The following is a 19,945-nucleotide window of genomic DNA, read 5'->3' on the forward strand; positions in this document are numbered from 1 at the left end:
AGATTAGAAATGGATAATTGGTCCTTTGATCTAAAATGTTTTTTTGGAGAAAATTAATGATATTTTATTATTAGTAAAGTTCTTTCTCTAATATGGTTGTAAAACGTAGATAAAGTATGTTTAATCAATATTTGGAATGAAAACTCTAGATTTTCTATGTAACATAGAAAATTTAGAGTTTTTTATTACCTATAATTACATAAGTCTTATCGTTTTTGCACCAGAACCGATACCCCTACATTTATCTGCCTCTTTGGTAAGGCATCGAATAATCCTTACTTATACCATCGCGATTTCTGGTAACTTATATGTAGAGGTATCGCTCAATATAACAAAAATGTAATGTTAATGAAATGTAATTCCATCGATACTATAAATGAAATTATATAAAATGAATTACATAAATGAATGGGAGTTAAAGAATTTTTATAATGAAAAAGGAGAAGTATTAATGCGAAATATATTAAGTGTAGAAAAAATCGAAAAATATTATGGTAATAAAGATAATGTAACAAAGGCTATAGATAATATTAGTTTTAAGGTAGATGAGGGAGAATTTGTTGGGATAATGGGGCCTTCAGGAAGTGGCAAAACTACATTACTTAACTGTATATCAACTATTGATAATGTTACTACGGGAAAAATAATAATAAATAATAGTGACATTACTCGGTTAAAATCAAAGTCACTAGATAAGTTTAGACAAAATGAATTAGGGTTTATATTTCAAGACTTTAATTTATTAGATACCCTTACTGCTTATGAAAATATTGCTCTAGCGTTAACAATAAAAGGTGAGAAAAGTTCAAAAATTGATGGGAAAATACAAGCAGTTGCAAAATATTTAGACATTGAACAAGTATTAAGCAAATACCCTTATCAAATGTCAGGCGGACAAAAACAAAGGGTTGCTTCGGCAAGAGCTATCGTAACAGATCCATCTTTAGTACTTGCAGATGAACCAACAGGATCGTTAGATTCTAAATCAGCTAGATTATTACTCGAAAGATTTGAAAGTCTAAATAAGGATTTAAAAGCTACAATACTTATGGTTACTCATGATGCATTTACAGCAAGCTATGCTCGTAGAATTCTTTTTATTAAAGATGGAAAAATATTTATCGAGTTGGTAAGAGGGAATGATTCCAGAAAAGAATTCTTTACTAAAATTATCGAAGTTATAACCCTTCTTGGAGGTGACGATAATAATGTACTCTAAGATTGCTATTGGGAATGTAAAGAAAAGTCTTAAAGATTATGCAATATATTTCTTAACACTAACACTGGCTGTTTGTATATTTTATAGCTTTAACTCAATAGAATCACAAAAGGCACTTATGGAAATTAACGCTTCAAATCGAAAGTATGTGTCTGCAATAATGAGTGTTATCTCAAATGTGTCAGTATTTGTATCGGTAATATTAGGTGGTTTAATATTGTATGCAAATAATTTCTTAATCAAAAAACGTAAAAAAGAATTAGGAATATATATGACTTTAGGTATGGGAAGAAGAAACATATCTAGAATATTAGTAACAGAGACAATTCTAGTTGGTGTTATATCTTTAGTGAGTGGGCTTATAATAGGTATTGGAGTATCTCAGGGATTATCTACATTTGCATTAAAGTTATTTGAATTGCCCATCAATAAATATAAATTTACAATTTCAACAGGTGCTATAGGTAAAAGCGTATTATACTTTGGAATCATGTTTTTGCTTGTTATGTTATTTAATGTATATGTTGTTTCTAAATACAAAATAATTGATATGTTAACAGCAGGTAGAAAAAACGAAGATGTAAAATTTAGAAATCCTCTTATCTATGTAATCACATTTATTATGTGTGTAGCGTCACTTGGATATGCATATGTGACTGTACTAAAAATCGGATTGAATTTTAAAAATCCTATGCTCATGGTATCAATCATTCTTGGCATATTAGGTACATTTCTGTTTTTCTTTAGTTTATCTGGATTTATATTATATGTTGTAAAGAAGAATAAAAAAGTCTATTTTAAAGGGTTAAATATATTTATCATCAAACAAATAAATAGTAAGGTTAATACAAATTTTATATCCATGTCATTAATCTGTTTAATGTTATGCCTTACAATGGTGGCTTTATCTACAGGAATAAGCTTTAACAGAATTATGGACGCAAGAATGAAAGAAACAACACCATTTGATGCCAGTATTAAATTGGAGAATAAGGATGAAAGTTACACTATAGAAGACGTATTAAATAAAGTTAATTTTAAAATAAGTAAAAACGAAAAATATGTATCTTATAATGTATATCCAACAGAGATGTCTGTGGGGGACTTAGTACCAGAAGTACGTAAAGATTATAAGAAAAGCGGTATGAATTTCATTAAAGTATCTGATTATAATAAAATTTTAAATCTTAAAGCTGAAAGGGCAATCACTTTAAATAACAATGAAGTTTTACTTTTATCAAATAATAAGCGGTTGTTTAATTCGATAAATGAAAGATTAAAAAATAGCAATAAGGTGAATATTAAAGAAAAAGAATATCTGGTGAAAAACGCTAAAATTATGCAAGAGAATCTTTACACTTCTGATGAACAATTTGATTTCTTCACAATCGTTATAAATGATGAGTTTTTATCAGACTACAAAATTATTGCATCCGTACTTAATGTGAATTATTTAGGTGGAAATAGAGAAGAATATAATAAAAAATATGATAACGTTGCACGGGGCTTTTATGACGAAAATGGACCGAAATTAAATATTAATCGTATAGCAGGCAAATCAAAGGATGAAGTTTGTGCAGAAAGTAAGGGATTGAAAACTATCATACTGTTTATTGGGATATATATAGGTATTGTATTTTTAATAACGAGTATGGCTGTATTAGCTCTTCAACAATTATCAGAAGCCAGTGATAGCATAGATCGATATAAATCTTTGAAGAGAATTGGTTCAAACGGAACAATGATCGACAAAACAATTTTTATTCAAACTTTCGTATACTTTAGTCTTCCAGTTATTCTTGCCCTAATTCATTCTGTAGTTGGAATTTATGTAGTCAATGATTTTATTAACGCGTTTCAAGAAATAGATATTACTTTACCAGCATTGATGACTGGCTTAGTATTTCTTGTAGTTTATGTAGTATATTTATACACGACATATGTCGGGTATAAAAATATTGTAAAAAGTAATACTTGATTTTATAATGCTTATTAGGGCTATTACACCTTGTTTCTCAAGATGTAATAGCCTTATATTCTGTATAGGGAGGGAAAAGTCATGAAAAAAATCATTCTTATTGAAGATGATGAAACCATCAGAGAAGAATTACAAAATTTTTTTATAAAGTATGGATATGAAGTAAAGGCTCCCACAGATTTTAATCATATTATCGAATATATAGAAAGTGAGAATGCAGACCTTATATTACTAGACATAAATCTTCCTGTGTTCGATGGCTATTATATATGCAGAGAAATACGTAAAACTTCAGATGTTCCAATCATCATGGTTACAAGCAGAGATAGTGATGTAGATGAACTAATAAGTATGAATTTAGGAGCAGATGATTTTATAACAAAGCCTTATAATACAGAAATACTATTAGCAAGAGTAACAAACATTTTAAGAAGAACATCTGGAGATTTAAAGACGAATAATATCTTAATTTATAGAGATTTTAATTTAAATCTTTCAAATGCAACAGTTACTTATCAAGACAAGTCTGTAGAGTTAACTAAAAATGAAGTTAAGATACTCTCATGCTTAATAAATAATCGCGGTAATATTGTAAAAAGAGATTCACTCATGGAAACCTTATGGAAATCTGATTATTTTGTGGATGATAGCACTTTAACTGTTAATATAAATAGATTAAGAAAAAAGCTTGAAGAGATAGGTATAGAAAATCCAATTGCAACAAGAAGAAGGTTAGGGTATATAATGCCATGAATATAGGTGAATTTTTTAAAGATAAAATGGTAGTAATACTATCTAATGTACTGGTATTTATTATACTAGCAGGTATATTGCTGACTGCGAATGTTCAGTTCATTATAATATTCTTTGTCTTTTGTATTTGGTTTTTTCCATTGATTTCATATATGGCTATAGAATTTATAAAATGTAAAAATTATTATAATGAGATTAATGGTATATTAGAAAACTTGGAGAAAAAATACCTACTTCCAGAGGTAGTAAAGGAAGCAAACTTTATACATGGGGAAAAGCTTAACGCTATACTGAAAGAAATAAGTAGAGATATGCATGAAAATGTAAAATATTATAGAGATATGCAAATAGATTACAGAGAATATATAGAGACATGGGTGCATGAAATTAAGACACCGATAGCTTCTACAAAGCTAATAATTGAAAATAATCAAAATGAAGTAACTAATAAAATTGACTCTCAAATGGATCGAATCGAGGGGTTTGTAGAACAGGTTCTGTATTATTCTCGAAGCAATAACGTTAATAAAGACTATATTATAAAGCCAATCAACCTTGATAATGTAGTAAGGAATGTAATTAAAAGAAACTATAGGGATTTTATTCATAAGAGAATAAAATTAGACATACAGGATATTGATGAAATCGTATATAGTGATGGAAAATGGATTGAATTTATTATTAATCAAATAATAGGAAATTCTATAAAGTACTCAAATAACAAAGAACAAATGATACGTATATACTCAATTAAGAAAGCTAACTCAGTAATACTAACTATAGAGGATAATGGAGTAGGGATAATAACTAAAGATATAAATAGAGTTTTTGAAAAAGGATTTACTGGAGAGAATGGAAGGAGATTTAGCAAAAGTACAGGAATGGGCTTGTATCTATGCGAAAAACTGTGTTCAAAATTAGGATTGAAAATTGGCATTGAATCTGAAGTGAATAAAGGAACTAGAGTTACATTAATATTTCCTTTATCAGGTATGGTAACTTTTGAGCCTTATTTATAAAAGAGATGCTGCCATCTTTCCACGAATTTCGTATGAAACTTATAAACAAATTTAGAACGGTATGAAAAGAGTAGAAATTCTCTTCATACCGTTTGTATTATTTAGCCGTTTAACATATTGGTATATTTAATTGTGAATCGGATGGATGTTAATCTGGATTAGTCATTACTATTTTTGATGTCCACTAATACTTAACGTAAGATTTGGTTCGGTTGCTACACAGACCTCGTAAGCGAGAAATTGTAAACTATATAAAACAGTAAAATAAATATCCCGATCCCTTAGCGTACAAGGAATCGGATATTTTGTGTCTAAATTGTGTCCGAACGTATATTACAATTAAAGCAAGTATGAATAATTTCAAGTGTTGTTTTATTATGTATTAATTTCAATTTTTTAAGGTCTAATTTAATCAAACTTTATTTCTAAGCTACAACGGTTGCGTTACTTGAAGGGAAATAACCTAAGTTGTTTCTATTTCTCTATTTTATTATTCCACTATAAAGCGCTTTTCTTTAATAAGGTGGCATCTTTTTACATGGATAACACTTTTAAGAGATTGAATTTATTTAGGTGAAAAAATTGTGAAGTATTGTACTTAAAGTAAAGAGGGCAGTTTTAAAAGAAAGGATATAACATATTTGTTGACTTAATGAATGTAGTAATAAAAGTGGTAATAAAGATTTTGAATATAGTGATAAAAGGGTGGTAAAAAACATAAAAAATAGGTGTATCAAGCAAAGTGTTGATACACCTTAAAACTACATTGTTAAACAACATGTGTTGTCGTGTAGTATATCTTATATATCTTTAATTATTTTAGATTCAGTATTACATATTCTTCTCGGTTTTATTTATTAGTTTTAATGTTTCCAGGTGCTCGTCGGTACTGATATGGTTCTTGTAATTCAAAGCCAAGTTCATTGGCAGCTATTCTTGGGAAGTATGGATTACGAAGTAACTCGCGTCCGATAAAAATTAAATCTGCTTCGTTATTATTTAAAATTTGCTCTGCTTGTGATCCGGTTGTAATTAATCCTACCGCACCAGTCGCGATGTCAACATGCTCCTTAATATGTTTAGCATATTGTACTTGGTAACCAGGATACACATCAATATGTGCGGGTACAACAGCACCAGAACTACAATCGATTAAATCTACCCCTTGTTCTTTCATCCATCCTGTATACTGCACATAATCTTGAACCGTTAACCCGTCGGGATGATAATCATTTGCTGAAATACGAACAAATAACGGTCCGTTCCAAACTTCATTTACAGCATCGATGATTTCGCGTAAGAAACGATAGCGATTTTCAGGTGAGCCCCCGTATTCATCAATCCGCTTATTGGAAAGCGGAGAAAGAAATTCATTAATAAGATAACCGTGAGCACCATGTAATTCAATAACGTCAACCCCCGCTCGTTTAGAGCGTAAAGCTGCTTTTTGAAAAGCAGAAACAGTTTCTTTAATTTGCTGTTTATTCATTTCTACTGGTATTTTCATTCTATCGTTAAACGGAATTGCTGAGGGAGCGAAAGCATCTGTTTCTAATTCAGCCTTTCTTCCGGCGTGAGCGAGTTGAATGGCTGCTTTTGCACCGTTATTATGTATAAATGTTGTCGTTTTATGTAAGCCTTCAATTAGATTATCATCCCAAATGCCTAAGTCTTTGTTAGAAATTCGTCCTTCAGGTAACACAGCTGTTGCTTCAATCATAACTAAACCTACTTGGCCAGCAGCCCTGGTTCCATAATGGACGAGATGAAAATTAGTTACTTGGCCATCCTCATTTTCTGATGAATACATGCACATAGGTGACATAATGATACGGTTTTTTAGCGTAACGTCCTTAATTGTATAAGGTGAAAAGAGTTGAAACTCCATCAAATATCCCCCTTGATTGAATTTTCTTACATTGTATCATCCTCTTTTTTGTTTCCCTAATAAAACGCTTATACGAAAAATTTCGTCTATTCGTGTTACAATAAATAATATGTAATGAATTGGAGGATGACATATGTACCAGGCTTATTATGATAGTGAATTAGGTTTGTTAGAAATTACAGCGAACGAAGAAGGAATTACGTCTGTTATATTTGTTGAAGAAAGAAAAGAAGAACATAAAAATGAACTTGTTGAACAATGTATAAATGAATTAGATGAATACTTTGAAGGAAAAAGAAAAGAGTTTACAGTTCCATTGTCTGCTGAAGGAACACCATTCCAAAAGAATGTATGGGATGCACTTTACACTGTTCCGTATGGCGTAAGTGCTTCATATTTAGATATTGCGGAGAAGGTTGGGAATACGAAAGCTGTACGAGCGATAGGAGGGGCAAATAGCCGGAATCCAATTTCAATTATCGTTCCATGCCATCGTGTAATAGGAAAGAGTGGAAAACTTGTTGGGTATGCGGGTGGTTTATGGAGGAAAGAGTGGTTATTGAAACATGAAGGTATTTTAAATAAATCGTAAAAAACAACCTTTGGAACGAGGGAGTTAGCTCGGCTGTCCTAAGACAAATTCGTTAGCTATCAAAAGTAACGATGAACCGAGAAGCCCCCACTTCGGGATAAGCTCGTAAGAGATACTAAGTGGTGGGTAGTTCACAATGAAGTATGGATGGAAAGAGGGATTGTTTTGAAATGTATAAATTGTGGGCGACCTTGTATTAATGATCAGCTGAATTGTGCAAATTGTCAACGAAACTTGCATAATGAACAAGGTGAAGAAAGCTCGCTAATAGACAAAGAATTAGAAGTATATGTAGGGAGACAATATCCATATTACAAAAGAAAATGGGAGCTTGAGAATAAGCGAATTGCTAGGTGGAGCTGGAATGGTCTGGCTGCTATTTTTAATGTAGGTTGGCTTGGATATCGCAAGTATTACGTACCTGCTGCTTTATTTATACTGTTATTAGTAGCATGTGATGCATTTTCTTATTATATGGGGTTCAACGTAGCGTTGCCAATCATTAATATGGTGCCTCTTACGTTTTTATTACTCATTTTCATTCTATTTGGGATGGGGATTTTTGCAAATGGATTATATTATCAATTTGCAGAAAGGCGTATATATCGAATAAAAGCACGGGGAATTAAAGATGAATCGGTTGAAAATTATCTCATCCGTGATAGTGGTGGAACGAGTAAAATGGGAGCAACAATCGTTACTATTTTAGCAGTTGCTAGTATTTTTTTCAGTCATTTCTTTTTTCCGACTGATCGAGATATTATACAAAAAGTTCGTACAAGCTCGCTTTATGAATATCCAGTCTTTTCAATTGGTGAATCGTTCGAAAATTATTTTCAAAATTCAGGATGGATATACTATCGGGGAACGGAAGGATTAGAATTAGTAGAATTTCAGGGGGAGAGTCCTGAGATGCCAAGGAAAAAGGTGACAATTCAATTTATTGTTGATTATAAATTGGGAGAAGTGGAACCATATTCACTTACGATTAACGGTGAATCTAAAAATGAAGAAGAGTTTTTGAAGATAATGGAGGAAATATTTAAAGTTCAAAATCCATTTGATATAGAGGATGGCTTACAAGTAAATGCTATTCAACAAAGCGGAGGGAAAGCAATTTCTGACCGCTTTTTTCTTTTTATGAAAATAAACATTTAAAATAATCAGAATTTTTTGTATAATAAAATATATTATACAAGTTTTAACTTATACATATAGATTGGGGGAAGGAAGAATGAAGAGAAAGGTAACAACGATTGCTGCAGTTGCATTATCGGCTAGTGTATTGGTTGCAGGTTGCGGAAATGGGGAGAAGGCATCTACAACGAAGAAAGAAGCAGGTAAGGGAGTAGCGGATAAGCAAGTATTAAACTTACTAGAAACAGCTGAAATTCCTTCAATGGATACATCTAAATCAACAGATTCTGTATCTTTCCGTGTATTTGTAAATGCAATGGAAGGATTATATCGTCTAGATAAAGATAATAAACCAACTCCAGGTATGGCCAAAGACGTGAAGATTAGTGAAGATAAAAAGACATATACATTTGAATTACGTGATGCAAAATGGTCAAATGGTGATCCAGTTCGAGCACAAGATTTTGTATATGCATGGCAACGTACATTAGATAAAGCAATAGCAGCAGAATATGCATTTATTTTATTTGATGTGAAAAATGCACAGAAAGTAAATAAAGGAGAAGTACCGTCGGATCAATTAGGTGTTAAAGCGAAGGATGATAAAACGTTGGTAGTAGAATTAGAGCAACCAGCACCTTATTTCCTTGAGCTTACTTCGTTCCCTACATTCTTCCCATTAAATGAAAAGTATGTAAAAGGACAAGGGGATAAATACGGATTAGAAGCAGATAAATTATTGTACAATGGACCATTTACAATGAGTGAATGGAAACATGAACAAAGTTACCAGTTAAAGAAAAACCCAAATTATTGGGATAAAGATGCTGTAAAATTACAAGAAATTAATGTGGGTATAGTAAAAGAGACAAGTACTGGGGTAAATTTATATGATAGTGATCAAGCAGATCGTGTCATTTTAAGTTCTGAGTTTGTAGACAAATATAAAAAGAATAAACCAGATGAATTTAAAACGAAGCTAGACCCACGTATGTATTTCCTACGTTTTAATCAAAAAAATGCAACGTTTAAAAATCAAAAGGTTCGTGAGGCGATTGATTTAGCGTACGATAAAAAAGGAATTGCGGATGTAATTTTGAATGATGGATCATTGCCGGCGTATTTCTTAGTACCTGAAAAGTTTACGACAGGACCAGATGGAAAAGACTTCCGTACTGTAAATAAAAATTTCCGTGACAGTAAAGATAATGCTGCGAAAGCAAAAAAACTGTGGGAAGAAGCGAAGAAAGAACTTGGTCAAGATACAATTACAGTAGAATTACTAAATGATGATAACGGTAGTCGTAAAAAAGTGGGCGACTTTATTAAAGAAGAATTAGAGAAAAACTTACCTGGTATTAAAGTGAATCTGAAGCAACAACCATATAAGCAGAAGTTAGATTTAGAAAAGAAATTTGAATATGAATTCTCATTATCTGCATGGAGTCCAGATTATCCAGACCCAATGACATATATTGATATGTTCGTTACTGGAAGCTCATTTAATGAAATGGATTATTCAAATCCGAAGTACGATGATTTAGTAGCAAAATCAAAAGGAGAACTACTAAAAGATGACGCAGCACGCTGGAAAGCACTTGCAGAAGCTGAAAAAATCTTAATTGGTCAAGATGCTGCAATCTCTCCTACGTATCAGCAAAGTACGGCTTATTTAGAGAAGACATATGTAAAAGGTATCGCTAACCATACGTTTGGTGGAGACTTCAGTTATAAATGGGCATATATTACAAAGAAATAGTATAATAAAAGATGAGTGAATTTTCGCTCATCTTTTATTTGTATAGGAGGAATTAGAGTTGTTAAAGGGAATCAATCATCTTTGTTTTTCAGTGTCCAATTTAGAAAACTCTATTACATTTTACGAGAAAGTATTGGAAGGAGAATTATTAGTCAAGGGGAGAAAACTTGCATATTTTAATATATGTGGAGTATGGATAGCGCTTAATGAAGAAACACATATTCCGAGAAAGGAGATTCATCAATCTTATACGCACCTCGCATTTTCTGTTGAACAAAAAGATTTTGAACGCCTGTTACATCGGTTAGAAGAAAATAATGTTCATATTTTACAAGGAAGAGAGCGTGATGTGAGAGATTGTGAGTCTATATATTTTGTTGATCCTGATGGTCATAAATTTGAGTTTCATTCAGGGACGTTACAAGACCGTCTAAATTATTATAGAGATGAGAAACCTCATATGACATTTTACTAAGGGGGGAAGAAGTTGCATGCGCTTGTAATTGGTGGAACAGGAATGCTAAAGAAAGTTTCTATGTGGCTTTGTGATCAAGGGTTTCATGTTTCTATTATTGGACGAGATAGTACGAAATTGGAAAATGTTAAGCAAGTGAGTTCTGTACCGGGAAATATTACGTGCCTTCCTTTAGATTATCAAAATGACGATGATGTAAAGCAATCTATTACAAATACAATTGAACAAAATGGTCCAATAACATTAGTTGTTGCCTGGATACACTCTAGTGCAAAGCATGCATTACGACTCATTTGTAATGAAGTTGAATTGTCATCGGAAAAGTATAGTTTATTTCATATATTAGGTAGTAGTGCATCGCGTACGAAGTCACAAAAAATAGGTGGGACATTATGTAGTTATTATAGAATTATATTAGGGTTTATTTTAGAAGATACATATGCAAGATGGCTTACTCATGAAGAGATTGCTGACGGAGTTATAAAAGGAATTGAAAGTAAATGCACAGAATGGATTGTAGGGAGAGTAGAGCCGTGGGAATCGCGGCCAAAATGGTAAGGGGGCTGAAATGAAGACAACGGTATATGTAACAAGGCACGGTGAGACAGAATGGAATGTAGCAGGGCGGATGCAAGGACGGAAAAATTCAGCATTAACAGAGAATGGTATGATACAAGCGAAACAATTAGGGGAGCGTATGAAGGATTTACCACTCCATGCCATATATAGTAGTCCAAGCGAAAGAACGCTTCATACTGCTGAATTGATTAAAGGGGAACGCGATCTGCCAATTATAGAAGATGAACGTTTCTATGAAATAAACATGGGGATATGGGAAGGGCAAACAATTGCTGACTTGGAAATGCAATATCCAGAAGAAGTACATTTATTTTGGAATGAACCACATCTTTTTCAGTCAACATCAGGGGAAAACTTTGCGGCCGTTCATAAAAGAGTAATTGAAGGGATACACTTTCTTTTAGAAAAGCATAAAGGAGAAAATATTTTAATAGTTACTCATGCTGCAGCAGCGAAATTACTCGTAGGGCATTTTGCAGGTTTTGAAATTGAACATGTATGGGAAGAGCCATTTATGCATAGCGCGAGCCTTAGTGTGATTGAATTTGATGAAAACCGTGGTAAAGTAAAACAATTTGCAGATATAAGTCATTTTCAGTAAACGTAAAAAAGGTCGCAAAGCGACCTTTTTTGGTGGACATAAAAAACTAGCAATTACGTTTTTTATACCAGAAGTGATCGAATTTCTTGTTTTTGCAAGATGGGAACTTATGTCCGTCTCTGCAATCATTCCATTTGTGCCCGTCATCGTGACAGTCTTTACCATGATCACAATCATCATCGCAAGAGCTACCGTGTCCGTGAGGGAAGAATTCGCATTTTTTACAGAAACTTCGTTTTGTCCAGAAAAATTTCTTTTCAAAGCGTATGCATTTTGTAACGAACGTACAATGCTTTCTGCGAGTACGTTTTGTAACTAAAACGCATTCTTTTCTACGCGTCACTTTTGTAACGAAAGTCCATTTTTGAACACGTACACGAGTGCATTTCGTAACAAACGTCCATTTTTTAACATGAGTACATTTTGTAACGAAAGTACAATGTTTTACGCGAGTACATCTTGTTCTTGGACATTTACGCCCAGTTGTACATTTACGCCCAGTTGTACATTTACACCCAGTTGTACATTTATGATGAGAGAATTTATCATCATCGCACTCAAAAGTACTTGGATCTTGGTGTAAGAAATCCTCCATACCAGCACTTTTGATTTCTTCAACAGCTTTTCTAATATCACGTTTCATAGAAATCCTCCTTATCGAGTGTTAAATTGAAAAGGTATTCTTTTTCCTTAACATGATATGAGATTCGACTTCTTTCTGAACAGGACAAGAGTGTAATTTTATATAAATAGATGATAGCGGATGTATGGACAAGACAAGGCGCATACATTGAATGAAGAGAACTGAGAAGGGATGAGAAAACATGCTGCCTTCATATGATTTTTTTGTTCATCCAATGTACTTAGTGGAATTGAAAAAGGACATTTGGTCAGATAGTCCAGTGCCAGCAAAATTAACTTATGGAAAAAAGAAGTATGACATTGATATCGTATACCGAGGGGCTCATATTCGCGAATTTGAGAAAAAGTCTTATCATGTTATGTTTTATAAACCGAAAAAATTTCAAGGCGCGAAAGAGTTTCATTTGAATTCTGAGTTTATGGATCCGTCTCTCATACGAAATAAATTATCTTTAGATTTTTTTCATGATATTGGTGTACTTTCGCCAAAATCACAACATGTATTTATAAAAATTAATGGTCAAATTCAAGGTGTGTATTTACAGTTAGAATCAGTTGATGAAAACTTTTTGAAAAATAGAGGGTTACCGAGTGGTTCTATTTATTATGCGATAGATGATGATGCGAATTTTTCGTTAATGAGTGAGCGAGATAAAGATGTTAAGACAGAGCTCTTTGCGGGTTATGAATTTAAATATTCGAATAAAAATAGTGAAGAACAACTGAGTGAATTTGTATTTCAAGCGAATACTTTGTCGAGGGAAGATTATGAAAAAGAAATCGGGAAGTTTCTACATGTAGATAAATATTTACGATGGTTAGCTGGAGTTATTTTTACGCAAAACTTTGATGGTTTCGTTCATAACTATGCACTATATCATAACGATGAGACAAATTTATTTGAAGTGATACCGTGGGATTATGATGCGACTTGGGGGCGAGATGTACAAGGGAGACCACTTAATCATGAATATATTCGTATTCAAGGTTATAATACGTTAAGTGCAAGATTGTTAGATATACCTGTATTTAGAAAACAATACCGAAGTATTTTGGAAGAAATATTAGAAGAACAATTTACCGTTTCGTTTATGATGCCGAAAGTAGAAGGTTTGTGTGAATCGATTCGTCCATATTTACTACAAGATCCATATATGAAAGAAAAATTAGAAACATTTGATCAAGAAGCTGATATGATTGATGAATATATAAATAAAAGAAGGAAGTATATACAAGACCACTTACATGAATTGGATTAATTTTGAAAGAGATTGGAACATTATCAATCTCTTTTTTTGTATAATAAAGATGTATCAATTGAATTGACGTAATATTTACTTAATAAAGAATGGAGATGTGGAAACATGACGGTCAAGTGGATTGATTGGGTAAAACAAATACAATCTATAGCTCAAGCGGGTTTAACGTATTCTAAGGATGTGTATGATATAGAGCGTTTCCAACAATTACGGGATATTTCCATCTCGATGATGTCACATTACACAAAGACAGATTGGGAAGTAGTAGAGAATTTATTTGCAAGTGAGACAGGCTATCAAACACCTAAAGTTGATATACGGGCAGTTATTTTTCAAAATGAAAAACTATTATTTGTGAAAGAAAAAAGTGATAGGAAATGGGCATTGCCAGGTGGATGGGCTGATGTTGGTTATACGCCAACAGAAGTAGCAGCAAAAGAAGTTTTAGAGGAGACGGGCTATGAAGTAGATGATTTTAAGCTACTCGCTATATTTGATAAAGAAAAACATCAACCATCGCCTTCAGCAACACATGTATATAAAATTTTTATTGGCTGTAAGATTATTGGTGGCGAAAAGAAAACTAGTATTGAAACAGAAGATGTGGAGTTTTTTGGTGAGAATGAATTGCCTAATTTATCGATTGCTAGAAATACAGAAGAGCAAATTAAAGAAATGTTTGCCTACATGAAAGAACCTCAAAAAGAAACATTAATAGATTAATAATGCTTATGCCGATGATATTGTTGAAATGAAGATATTGGCAGAATGCGACCTTTATGTAATAATGGGATGGTATGTGAAGAAAAAAGGAGATAGAAAATAAAATGTTAGCAAGCATAATAGATCAGTTATTGCAATTTTTTGCAAGCCTAGGTTACTTTGGAGTAGCGCTAGCTTTAATGATTGAAATTATCCCGAGTGAAATTGTACTTTCGTATGCTGGATTTTTAGTAGCGGATGGTAAAATTAGTTTTGTCGGTGCAGTTATCGCCGGAACTATTGGTGGTACTTTAGCCCAAATCTTTTTATACTGGCTTGGATATTACGGAGGGCGTCCGGTTGTAGAGAAATATGGGAAATATCTACTTATTAATAAACACCATTTAGACATAGCAGAAAATTGGTTTAAGCGTTACGGAGCTGGAGTAATATTTTCGGCACGTTTTATCCCAATTGTACGTCATGCAATCTCTATTCCAGCAGGATTAGCTAAAATGCCGTTAAAACTATTTACACTATATACAGTAGTTGCGATTATTCCATGGTCAATACTATTTATATACTTAGGTGAAAAGCTTGGTGGAAATTGGCGACACATTAAAGAGTATGCATCTGATTACACACATTACATAATTATAGGGGCTGTTCTCTTTGTTGCTCTATACTTCGGTTTAAAGTATTTAAAAAAGAAAAAAGCAGCGCGTTAAAGTCAATGATTTTTCATTGGCTTTTTTTATTGTTTCAGTTCTAAAAAAAAGGAGTTGTCCATAATGTGTAATAATAAAGCGTAGCGGGGGAATGTGATGAAAGGATCACCGTTTTTACGTGGAACGATATTTTTAACGATGGCAACGATGATATCTAAAATGTTAGGGTTTATATATGTTATACCATTTACAGCAATGGTGGGTACGAGTGGGTACGTATTATATACGTATGCATACCGTCCTTATACAATTATGCTTAGTATTGCAACGATGGGATTACCACTTGCCGTTTCAAAAATGGTTTCAAAATATGATCAACTCAATGATTATCACACTGTTAAGAGAGTGCTAAAGAGTGGTATCGTTTTTATGGTCATTATGGGCGTTATTTCTTGTTTAGCATTATATATGTTAGCACCACATTTAGCTAAACTTGTGATTGATGGAAATGATCAGTCGGGGAATAGTGTGGTAGCTGTCACGCACAATATTCAAATTGTAAGTTTTGCGTTAATACTCGTTCCTGTAATGAGCTTGTTACGTGGTTTCTTTCAAGGTTTTCAATCTATGGGACCTTCTGCGCTCAGTGTAGTTGTAGAGCAATTTTTTCGGGTCTTAACTATTTTGATAGGAAGCTTTGTCGTTTTATATGTTATAAAAGCTTCTGTTTCGTTGGCAGTTGGTATTTCAACGTTTGGAGCATTTATGGGAGCACTAGGTGGATTAAGTGTTTTAAGTGCGTATTATATAAGAAGGAGAAAACATTTAAAGAAAAAAGAGATTGCCAGTATACCACAAACGACGAAAACTTTTTTTTCGTTGTATAGAGAACTGTTTACATATTCTATTCCTTTCGTTGTAGTTGGATTAGCGATTCCGTTATATCAGACGATTGATACATTTACAATTAATAAACTACTTATACAAATAGGGTATATGCAAGGAGAAGCGGAGAAGATTAATGCGATAATTGGTCTTGTCCAGATGGTTGTACTTATCCCGGTTTCCGTTGCGACTGCTTTTAGTATGTCTCTCGTACCTGAGATGACAAAAGCCTATACAGCAGGGAATGTGAAGTTACTGTACAAACATTTTACGAGGACGAATGTATTAGTAGTAGGTATTACGGTACCAGCGGCGATTGGAATGATGTTGTTAGCAAAACCAGTATATACTCTTTTATTTGGTGCCGGAAATGATCCGGAGATGGGGAGAGTTATTTTACAGTATTATGCTCCTGCCTGTATACTATTTTCGCTTTTTACAGTAACAGCTGCGATGTTACAAGGAATTAATCAACAACAGAAAACAGTGCTAGGATTAGTAATTGGTATTATTGTGAAGATAGTTTTAAATATCGTATTGCTTCCGTATTTCGATTATGTAAGTTTTATTATTTCAACATACGCTGGTTATACGATTTCAGTTGGCTTTAACTTGTGGATGCTTTCTAAATATGTTATAAAGGCAACATAAGCTTTTTAAGGCAGAGAGCACTCTGTCTTTTTCTTTGTTTAGAATATTTTTCTTATAAAAACGTTTTCGAAATAATTTTTCTATTGAAATTTAAACGTATGTTTCATATGCTGAGAATGGCGGTTCAAAAACTGTTATGTAAGAGAGGTAGATTCCTACATGTAAAAAGAATCGGGGTGATAGTATGTTAAATATTTATTTAACAGACCGAAACGGAAAACTACAAGAGGTTGAGGAAATGCAAAAGGGTTGCTGGATTAATGTACTTCATCCAACGGAAGAAGAAATTCAATATCTAGTACAAACGTTAAATGTAGACTTAGATTTCATTAAAGACCCTTTAGATGATGAAGAACGCTCTCGTATTGAAAAGGAAGACAATAATACTTTAATTATCGTGGATATTCCAACAGTTAGACATGATGAAGAAGGAAATTCGATTTATGACACGATTCCAATAGGTATGATTGTAATGCCAGATTGCTTTGTGACAATTTGTTTAGAAGAAAATCCAATTTTTGAACGCTTTATTAATCAACGTATTAAAGAATTTTATACGTTTAAAAAGACGCGCTTTGCACTTCAGCTCTTATATACGATTTCTACTTATTATTTAAGATACTTAAAGCAAATTAACAGAAAAACAATCGATTTAGAGCACCAATTAAATAAGTCGATGAAAAATAAAGAAATTTTTACATTGCTAGGCCTTGAAAAAAGTTTAGTTTACTTTACAACATCATTAAAGGCGAATAAAATTGTAATTCAAAAATTAATGCGTAACAGTACATTTTTAAAAATGTATGAAGACGATCAAGATTTACTAGAAGATGTATTAATTGAAAATAAGCAGGCTATTGAAATGGCGGAAATATATAGTCACATTTTAAGTGGAATGATGAATACTTTTAGCTCCGTTATATCAAATAATTTAAATAGTGTTATGAAACTGTTAACGTCTATTACAATCATTTTATCGTTACCAACGATGGTTTCTAGTTTCTTTGGAATGAACGTAAAGGTTCCGTTTGAAGGGGAAGCACATGGTTTTGTAATTGTACTCATAATATGTGTAACACTATCTTTCACATTAGCGTTTGTTTTTTGGAAGAAACGTTACTTTTAACGAGAAGAAAGCTGCTCTAGCATAGTTGTGTAACTGCGCTAGAGCAGCTTTTTTGCTATGAAATCCTAAATTTTGAATAGAATATAACTTATAAAATGTAATGTATATGAAAGAGGTGAATTCCGTATAAGTCTTGTCCAATTCATAAAATGAGGTTAAAATTACATATTGTTAATGAAAAGTTGGAGGAAATACATCATGGAATTGTTTCAATTACCGAAAGCATTCCTGCAAATGAATACAATTTTTATCTCCATATTGATCGAAGCACTTCCTTTTGTGCTCATTGGTGTATTTATTTCAGGATTCATTCAAATGTTTGTAACAGAAGATATGGTAGCAAAATGGATGCCGAAAAATCGATTTCTGTCTGTTTTAATGGCTACTTTTTTAGGGATGATGTTTCCGGGCTGTGAATGTGGAATCGTTCCGATTGTAAGGCGATTAATCGGAAAAGGGGTTCCGCCCTATGCCGGGATTGCATTTATGTTAACTGGACCAATCATTAATCCAGTCGTATTATTTGCAACATACGTTGCCTTTGGAAGTAGTATGCACATGGTATGGTATCGTTCTATTGTAGCGATTATCGTAGCAATTATCGTTGGAATTATATTATCATTTATGTTTAAAGAACATCAATTACGAGATGATCACTTCCCAGAAGTGAATCATAAGCGTCCATTACGTAAAAAAATGTGGGATGTATGTACGCATGCTGTTGAGGAATTTTTCTCGATGGGAAAATATTTAGTATTAGGTGCGTTAATTGCAGCGGCAGTTCAAACGTTCGTACAAACTTCAACACTTCTTGCTATAGGACAAGGGCCGTTCTCTTCACCAGCTGTTATGATGGGGCTTGCTTACATATTATCACTTTGTTCAGAAGCGGATGCGTTTATTGCTTCGTCATTCCAAAGTACATTTTCAACAGCGTCACTTGTTGCGTTCCTCGTATATGGACCGATGGTGGATATTAAAAATATGTTTATGATGCTTGCGACATTTAAAACAAAATTTGTAATTGTTGTGACGGTTACAGTTACACTTGTTGTTTATGCAAGCTCACTACTCATTTATGCGATGGGGTGGTAGGTTATGTTTCGAGCATATATATTATTAGGCTTTACAATTTTAATTGGACAGCTTCATATTTCCGGTAACATTACGAAGTATATAAATATGAAGTACGCCTATTTATCAAAAACTGCTGCTATTATTTTAGGTTTCTTAACGATTGTACAAATTATTATCGTTTTCCAAAAAGAGCACCAAAAGGAAAAAGAGAAACATGATTGTAGTTGTGATCATAGTCATTGTGGGCATGATCATTCGAAAGATGAGAATACATGGTGGAAAAAAGTGTTTTCTTACACGTTATTCTGTTTTCCAATCATTACAGGATTGTTTTTCCCAATTGCAACATTAGATTCCGATATTGTTAAGGCGAAGGGATTCCATTTTCCAGTAGCGCAAGCAGAAAGTAAAGATCCATTTATGACAAGGCAATTTCTAAGACCTGACACGAGTATTTATTACGGGAAAGAAGGATATCGTGGTGTAATGGAAAAAGGGAAGAAAGAGTTTGTTACGAAAGATAATATCACTTTAAAAGATGAAGATTTCTTAAAGGGTATGGAGACAATTTATAATTATCCTGGTGAATTTACTGGTAAAACCCTGTCTTATAAAGGATTTGTTTTCCGAGATGATTCTTCTAAAAAGGAACAATATTTCTTATTCCGTTTCGGCATTATACATTGTGTTGCCGATTCGGGTGTATATGGTATGTTAGTTAAAAAACCAGAAGGTGTAGAGTGGAAAAATGATGATTGGATTCAGATAGAGGGAGAAATTTCAACTGAATTTTATCAGCCGTTTCATGCGAATATTCCAGTGTTAGAAGTAACGAAATGGAATAAAGTTGAACAGCCGAAAGAACAATATGTATTTAGAGGAGCCGATTGATAAAATCGGTTCTTTTTTATGGACTAAAAGTTCTAAAAATTGTT

At 32.9% G+C, this 19,945-nt stretch carries 19 protein-coding genes; 17 read left to right on the top strand and 2 right to left on the bottom strand.

Annotated elements, in window-relative coordinates; translation table 11 throughout:
- Positions 1 to 451: 451 nt before the first annotated feature.
- The 4 genes from JFT95_RS08150 (at position 452) to JFT95_RS08165 (ending at position 4,969) form a co-directional block, all read left to right on the top strand.
- Positions 452 to 1,219, top strand: a complete 768-nt coding sequence (locus JFT95_RS08150) for an ABC transporter ATP-binding protein (protein WP_061675454.1) — start codon at positions 452 to 454, stop codon at positions 1,217 to 1,219.
- Complete coding sequence (locus JFT95_RS08155) at positions 1,209 to 3,197, top strand: ABC transporter permease (RefSeq protein ID WP_201051938.1); 1,989 nt, start codon at positions 1,209 to 1,211, stop codon at positions 3,195 to 3,197. The genes JFT95_RS08150 and JFT95_RS08155 overlap by 11 nt, the downstream gene beginning before the upstream one ends.
- Before the next feature lie 81 nt (positions 3,198 to 3,278).
- Positions 3,279 to 3,950, top strand: coding sequence for a response regulator transcription factor (locus JFT95_RS08160; RefSeq protein WP_201051939.1), 672 nt, complete (start codon positions 3,279 to 3,281; stop codon positions 3,948 to 3,950).
- Positions 3,947 to 4,969, top strand: a complete 1,023-nt coding sequence (locus JFT95_RS08165) for a sensor histidine kinase (protein WP_061675457.1) — start codon at positions 3,947 to 3,949, stop codon at positions 4,967 to 4,969. The genes JFT95_RS08160 and JFT95_RS08165 overlap by 4 nt, the downstream gene beginning before the upstream one ends.
- 850 nt (positions 4,970 to 5,819) lie before the next feature.
- On the opposite strand, the gene namA is transcribed toward JFT95_RS08165, so the two are convergent.
- On the bottom strand, positions 5,820 to 6,857 hold the full coding sequence (gene namA / locus JFT95_RS08170) for an NADPH dehydrogenase NamA (protein WP_201051940.1): 1,038 nt from the start codon (positions 6,855 to 6,857) through the stop codon (positions 5,820 to 5,822).
- A 133-nt stretch (positions 6,858 to 6,990) separates the two neighbouring features.
- Here namA and JFT95_RS08175 point away from each other — a divergent pair, with 133 nt between their 5' ends.
- The 6 genes from JFT95_RS08175 to JFT95_RS08200 all read left to right on the top strand — a co-directional run bounded on the left by JFT95_RS08175 (position 6,991) and on the right by JFT95_RS08200 (position 12,000).
- Positions 6,991 to 7,449: a methylated-DNA--[protein]-cysteine S-methyltransferase gene (locus tag JFT95_RS08175; RefSeq protein ID WP_002135839.1), complete on the top strand. Its 459-nt coding sequence runs from the start codon at positions 6,991 to 6,993 to the stop codon at positions 7,447 to 7,449.
- A gap of 147 nt (positions 7,450 to 7,596) precedes the next feature.
- Positions 7,597 to 8,607 (top strand): DUF2628 domain-containing protein, encoded by a 1,011-nt coding sequence (locus tag JFT95_RS08180; protein ID WP_201051942.1) that lies wholly within the window; start codon positions 7,597 to 7,599, stop codon positions 8,605 to 8,607.
- A gap of 76 nt (positions 8,608 to 8,683) precedes the next feature.
- Positions 8,684 to 10,345, top strand: a complete 1,662-nt coding sequence (locus tag JFT95_RS08185) for a peptide ABC transporter substrate-binding protein (protein WP_012260774.1) — start codon at positions 8,684 to 8,686, stop codon at positions 10,343 to 10,345.
- Between the two features lie 58 nt (positions 10,346 to 10,403).
- Positions 10,404 to 10,820, top strand: coding sequence for a FosBx1 family fosfomycin resistance bacillithiol transferase (gene fosB, locus JFT95_RS08190; RefSeq protein WP_002165933.1), 417 nt, complete (start codon positions 10,404 to 10,406; stop codon positions 10,818 to 10,820).
- A 12-nt stretch (positions 10,821 to 10,832) separates the two neighbouring features.
- Positions 10,833 to 11,378, top strand: coding sequence for a short-chain dehydrogenase (locus tag JFT95_RS08195; RefSeq protein WP_002012437.1), 546 nt, complete (start codon positions 10,833 to 10,835; stop codon positions 11,376 to 11,378).
- A gap of 10 nt (positions 11,379 to 11,388) precedes the next feature.
- Positions 11,389 to 12,000 carry a phosphoserine phosphatase 1 gene (locus tag JFT95_RS08200; RefSeq protein ID WP_002012438.1) on the top strand — a complete coding sequence of 204 codons (612 nt, stop codon included), beginning with the start codon at positions 11,389 to 11,391 and terminating at the stop codon, positions 11,998 to 12,000.
- Positions 12,001 to 12,046: 46 nt separating this feature from the next.
- Here the strand turns inward: JFT95_RS08200 and exsB are convergent, their stop codons facing one another.
- On the bottom strand, positions 12,047 to 12,643 hold the full coding sequence (exsB, locus tag JFT95_RS08205) for an exosporium protein ExsB (protein ID WP_002193076.1): 597 nt from the start codon (positions 12,641 to 12,643) through the stop codon (positions 12,047 to 12,049).
- A 181-nt stretch (positions 12,644 to 12,824) separates the two neighbouring features.
- Here exsB and cotH point away from each other — a divergent pair, with 181 nt between their 5' ends.
- The 7 genes from cotH to JFT95_RS08240 all read left to right on the top strand — a co-directional run bounded on the left by cotH (position 12,825) and on the right by JFT95_RS08240 (position 19,901).
- The gene (gene cotH, locus JFT95_RS08210) at positions 12,825 to 13,901 is read left to right on the top strand and encodes a spore coat protein CotH (RefSeq protein ID WP_000937998.1); all 1,077 of its coding nucleotides are present in this window, start codon (positions 12,825 to 12,827) and stop codon (positions 13,899 to 13,901) included.
- Positions 13,902 to 14,006: 105 nt separating this feature from the next.
- Positions 14,007 to 14,624 carry an NUDIX hydrolase N-terminal domain-containing protein gene (locus JFT95_RS08215; RefSeq protein WP_061675463.1) on the top strand — a complete coding sequence of 206 codons (618 nt, stop codon included), beginning with the start codon at positions 14,007 to 14,009 and terminating at the stop codon, positions 14,622 to 14,624.
- A 104-nt stretch (positions 14,625 to 14,728) separates the two neighbouring features.
- Positions 14,729 to 15,331, top strand: coding sequence for an undecaprenyl phosphate transporter UptA (uptA, locus tag JFT95_RS08220; protein WP_000881204.1), 603 nt, complete (start codon positions 14,729 to 14,731; stop codon positions 15,329 to 15,331).
- 96 nt (positions 15,332 to 15,427) lie between these two features.
- The gene (locus tag JFT95_RS08225) at positions 15,428 to 16,807 is read left to right on the top strand and encodes a putative polysaccharide biosynthesis protein (protein ID WP_002086052.1); all 1,380 of its coding nucleotides are present in this window, start codon (positions 15,428 to 15,430) and stop codon (positions 16,805 to 16,807) included.
- A gap of 184 nt (positions 16,808 to 16,991) precedes the next feature.
- On the top strand, positions 16,992 to 17,933 hold the full coding sequence (locus JFT95_RS08230; RefSeq protein WP_000932392.1) for a magnesium transporter CorA family protein: 942 nt from the start codon (positions 16,992 to 16,994) through the stop codon (positions 17,931 to 17,933).
- A 198-nt stretch (positions 17,934 to 18,131) separates the two neighbouring features.
- Positions 18,132 to 19,028 carry a permease gene (locus JFT95_RS08235; protein ID WP_000418724.1) on the top strand — a complete coding sequence of 299 codons (897 nt, stop codon included), beginning with the start codon at positions 18,132 to 18,134 and terminating at the stop codon, positions 19,026 to 19,028.
- A gap of 3 nt (positions 19,029 to 19,031) precedes the next feature.
- Entirely contained in the window at positions 19,032 to 19,901 is an 870-nt protein-coding gene (locus JFT95_RS08240) for a TIGR03943 family putative permease subunit (protein WP_002012447.1), read from the top strand.
- The last annotated feature ends 44 nt before the right edge of the window (positions 19,902 to 19,945 follow it).

Origin of the sequence: Bacillus sp. TH17 (genome assembly GCF_016651125.1) — a bacterium.
GTDB classification, from domain to species: domain Bacteria; phylum Bacillota; class Bacilli; order Bacillales; family Bacillaceae_G; genus Bacillus_A; species Bacillus_A mycoides.

Coding starts and splice junctions, on each gene's coding strand:
- JFT95_RS08150 (WP_061675454.1), top strand. CDS start 452: ATGCGAAATATATTAAGTGTAGAAAAAATCGAAAAATATTATGGTAAT.
- JFT95_RS08155 (WP_201051938.1), top strand. CDS start 1,209: ATGTACTCTAAGATTGCTATTGGGAATGTAAAGAAAAGTCTTAAAGAT.
- JFT95_RS08160 (WP_201051939.1), top strand. CDS start 3,279: ATGAAAAAAATCATTCTTATTGAAGATGATGAAACCATCAGAGAAGAA.
- JFT95_RS08165 (WP_061675457.1), top strand. CDS start 3,947: ATGAATATAGGTGAATTTTTTAAAGATAAAATGGTAGTAATACTATCT.
- namA (WP_201051940.1), bottom strand. CDS start 6,857: ATGGAGTTTCAACTCTTTTCACCTTATACAATTAAGGACGTTACGCTA.
- JFT95_RS08175 (WP_002135839.1), top strand. CDS start 6,991: ATGTACCAGGCTTATTATGATAGTGAATTAGGTTTGTTAGAAATTACA.
- JFT95_RS08180 (WP_201051942.1), top strand. CDS start 7,597: ATGGAAAGAGGGATTGTTTTGAAATGTATAAATTGTGGGCGACCTTGT.
- JFT95_RS08185 (WP_012260774.1), top strand. CDS start 8,684: ATGAAGAGAAAGGTAACAACGATTGCTGCAGTTGCATTATCGGCTAGT.
- JFT95_RS08200 (WP_002012438.1), top strand. CDS start 11,389: ATGAAGACAACGGTATATGTAACAAGGCACGGTGAGACAGAATGGAAT.
- exsB (WP_002193076.1), bottom strand. CDS start 12,643: ATGAAACGTGATATTAGAAAAGCTGTTGAAGAAATCAAAAGTGCTGGT.
- cotH (WP_000937998.1), top strand. CDS start 12,825: ATGCTGCCTTCATATGATTTTTTTGTTCATCCAATGTACTTAGTGGAA.
- JFT95_RS08215 (WP_061675463.1), top strand. CDS start 14,007: ATGACGGTCAAGTGGATTGATTGGGTAAAACAAATACAATCTATAGCT.
- uptA (WP_000881204.1), top strand. CDS start 14,729: ATGTTAGCAAGCATAATAGATCAGTTATTGCAATTTTTTGCAAGCCTA.
- JFT95_RS08225 (WP_002086052.1), top strand. CDS start 15,428: ATGAAAGGATCACCGTTTTTACGTGGAACGATATTTTTAACGATGGCA.
- JFT95_RS08230 (WP_000932392.1), top strand. CDS start 16,992: ATGTTAAATATTTATTTAACAGACCGAAACGGAAAACTACAAGAGGTT.
- JFT95_RS08235 (WP_000418724.1), top strand. CDS start 18,132: ATGGAATTGTTTCAATTACCGAAAGCATTCCTGCAAATGAATACAATT.
- JFT95_RS08240 (WP_002012447.1), top strand. CDS start 19,032: ATGTTTCGAGCATATATATTATTAGGCTTTACAATTTTAATTGGACAG.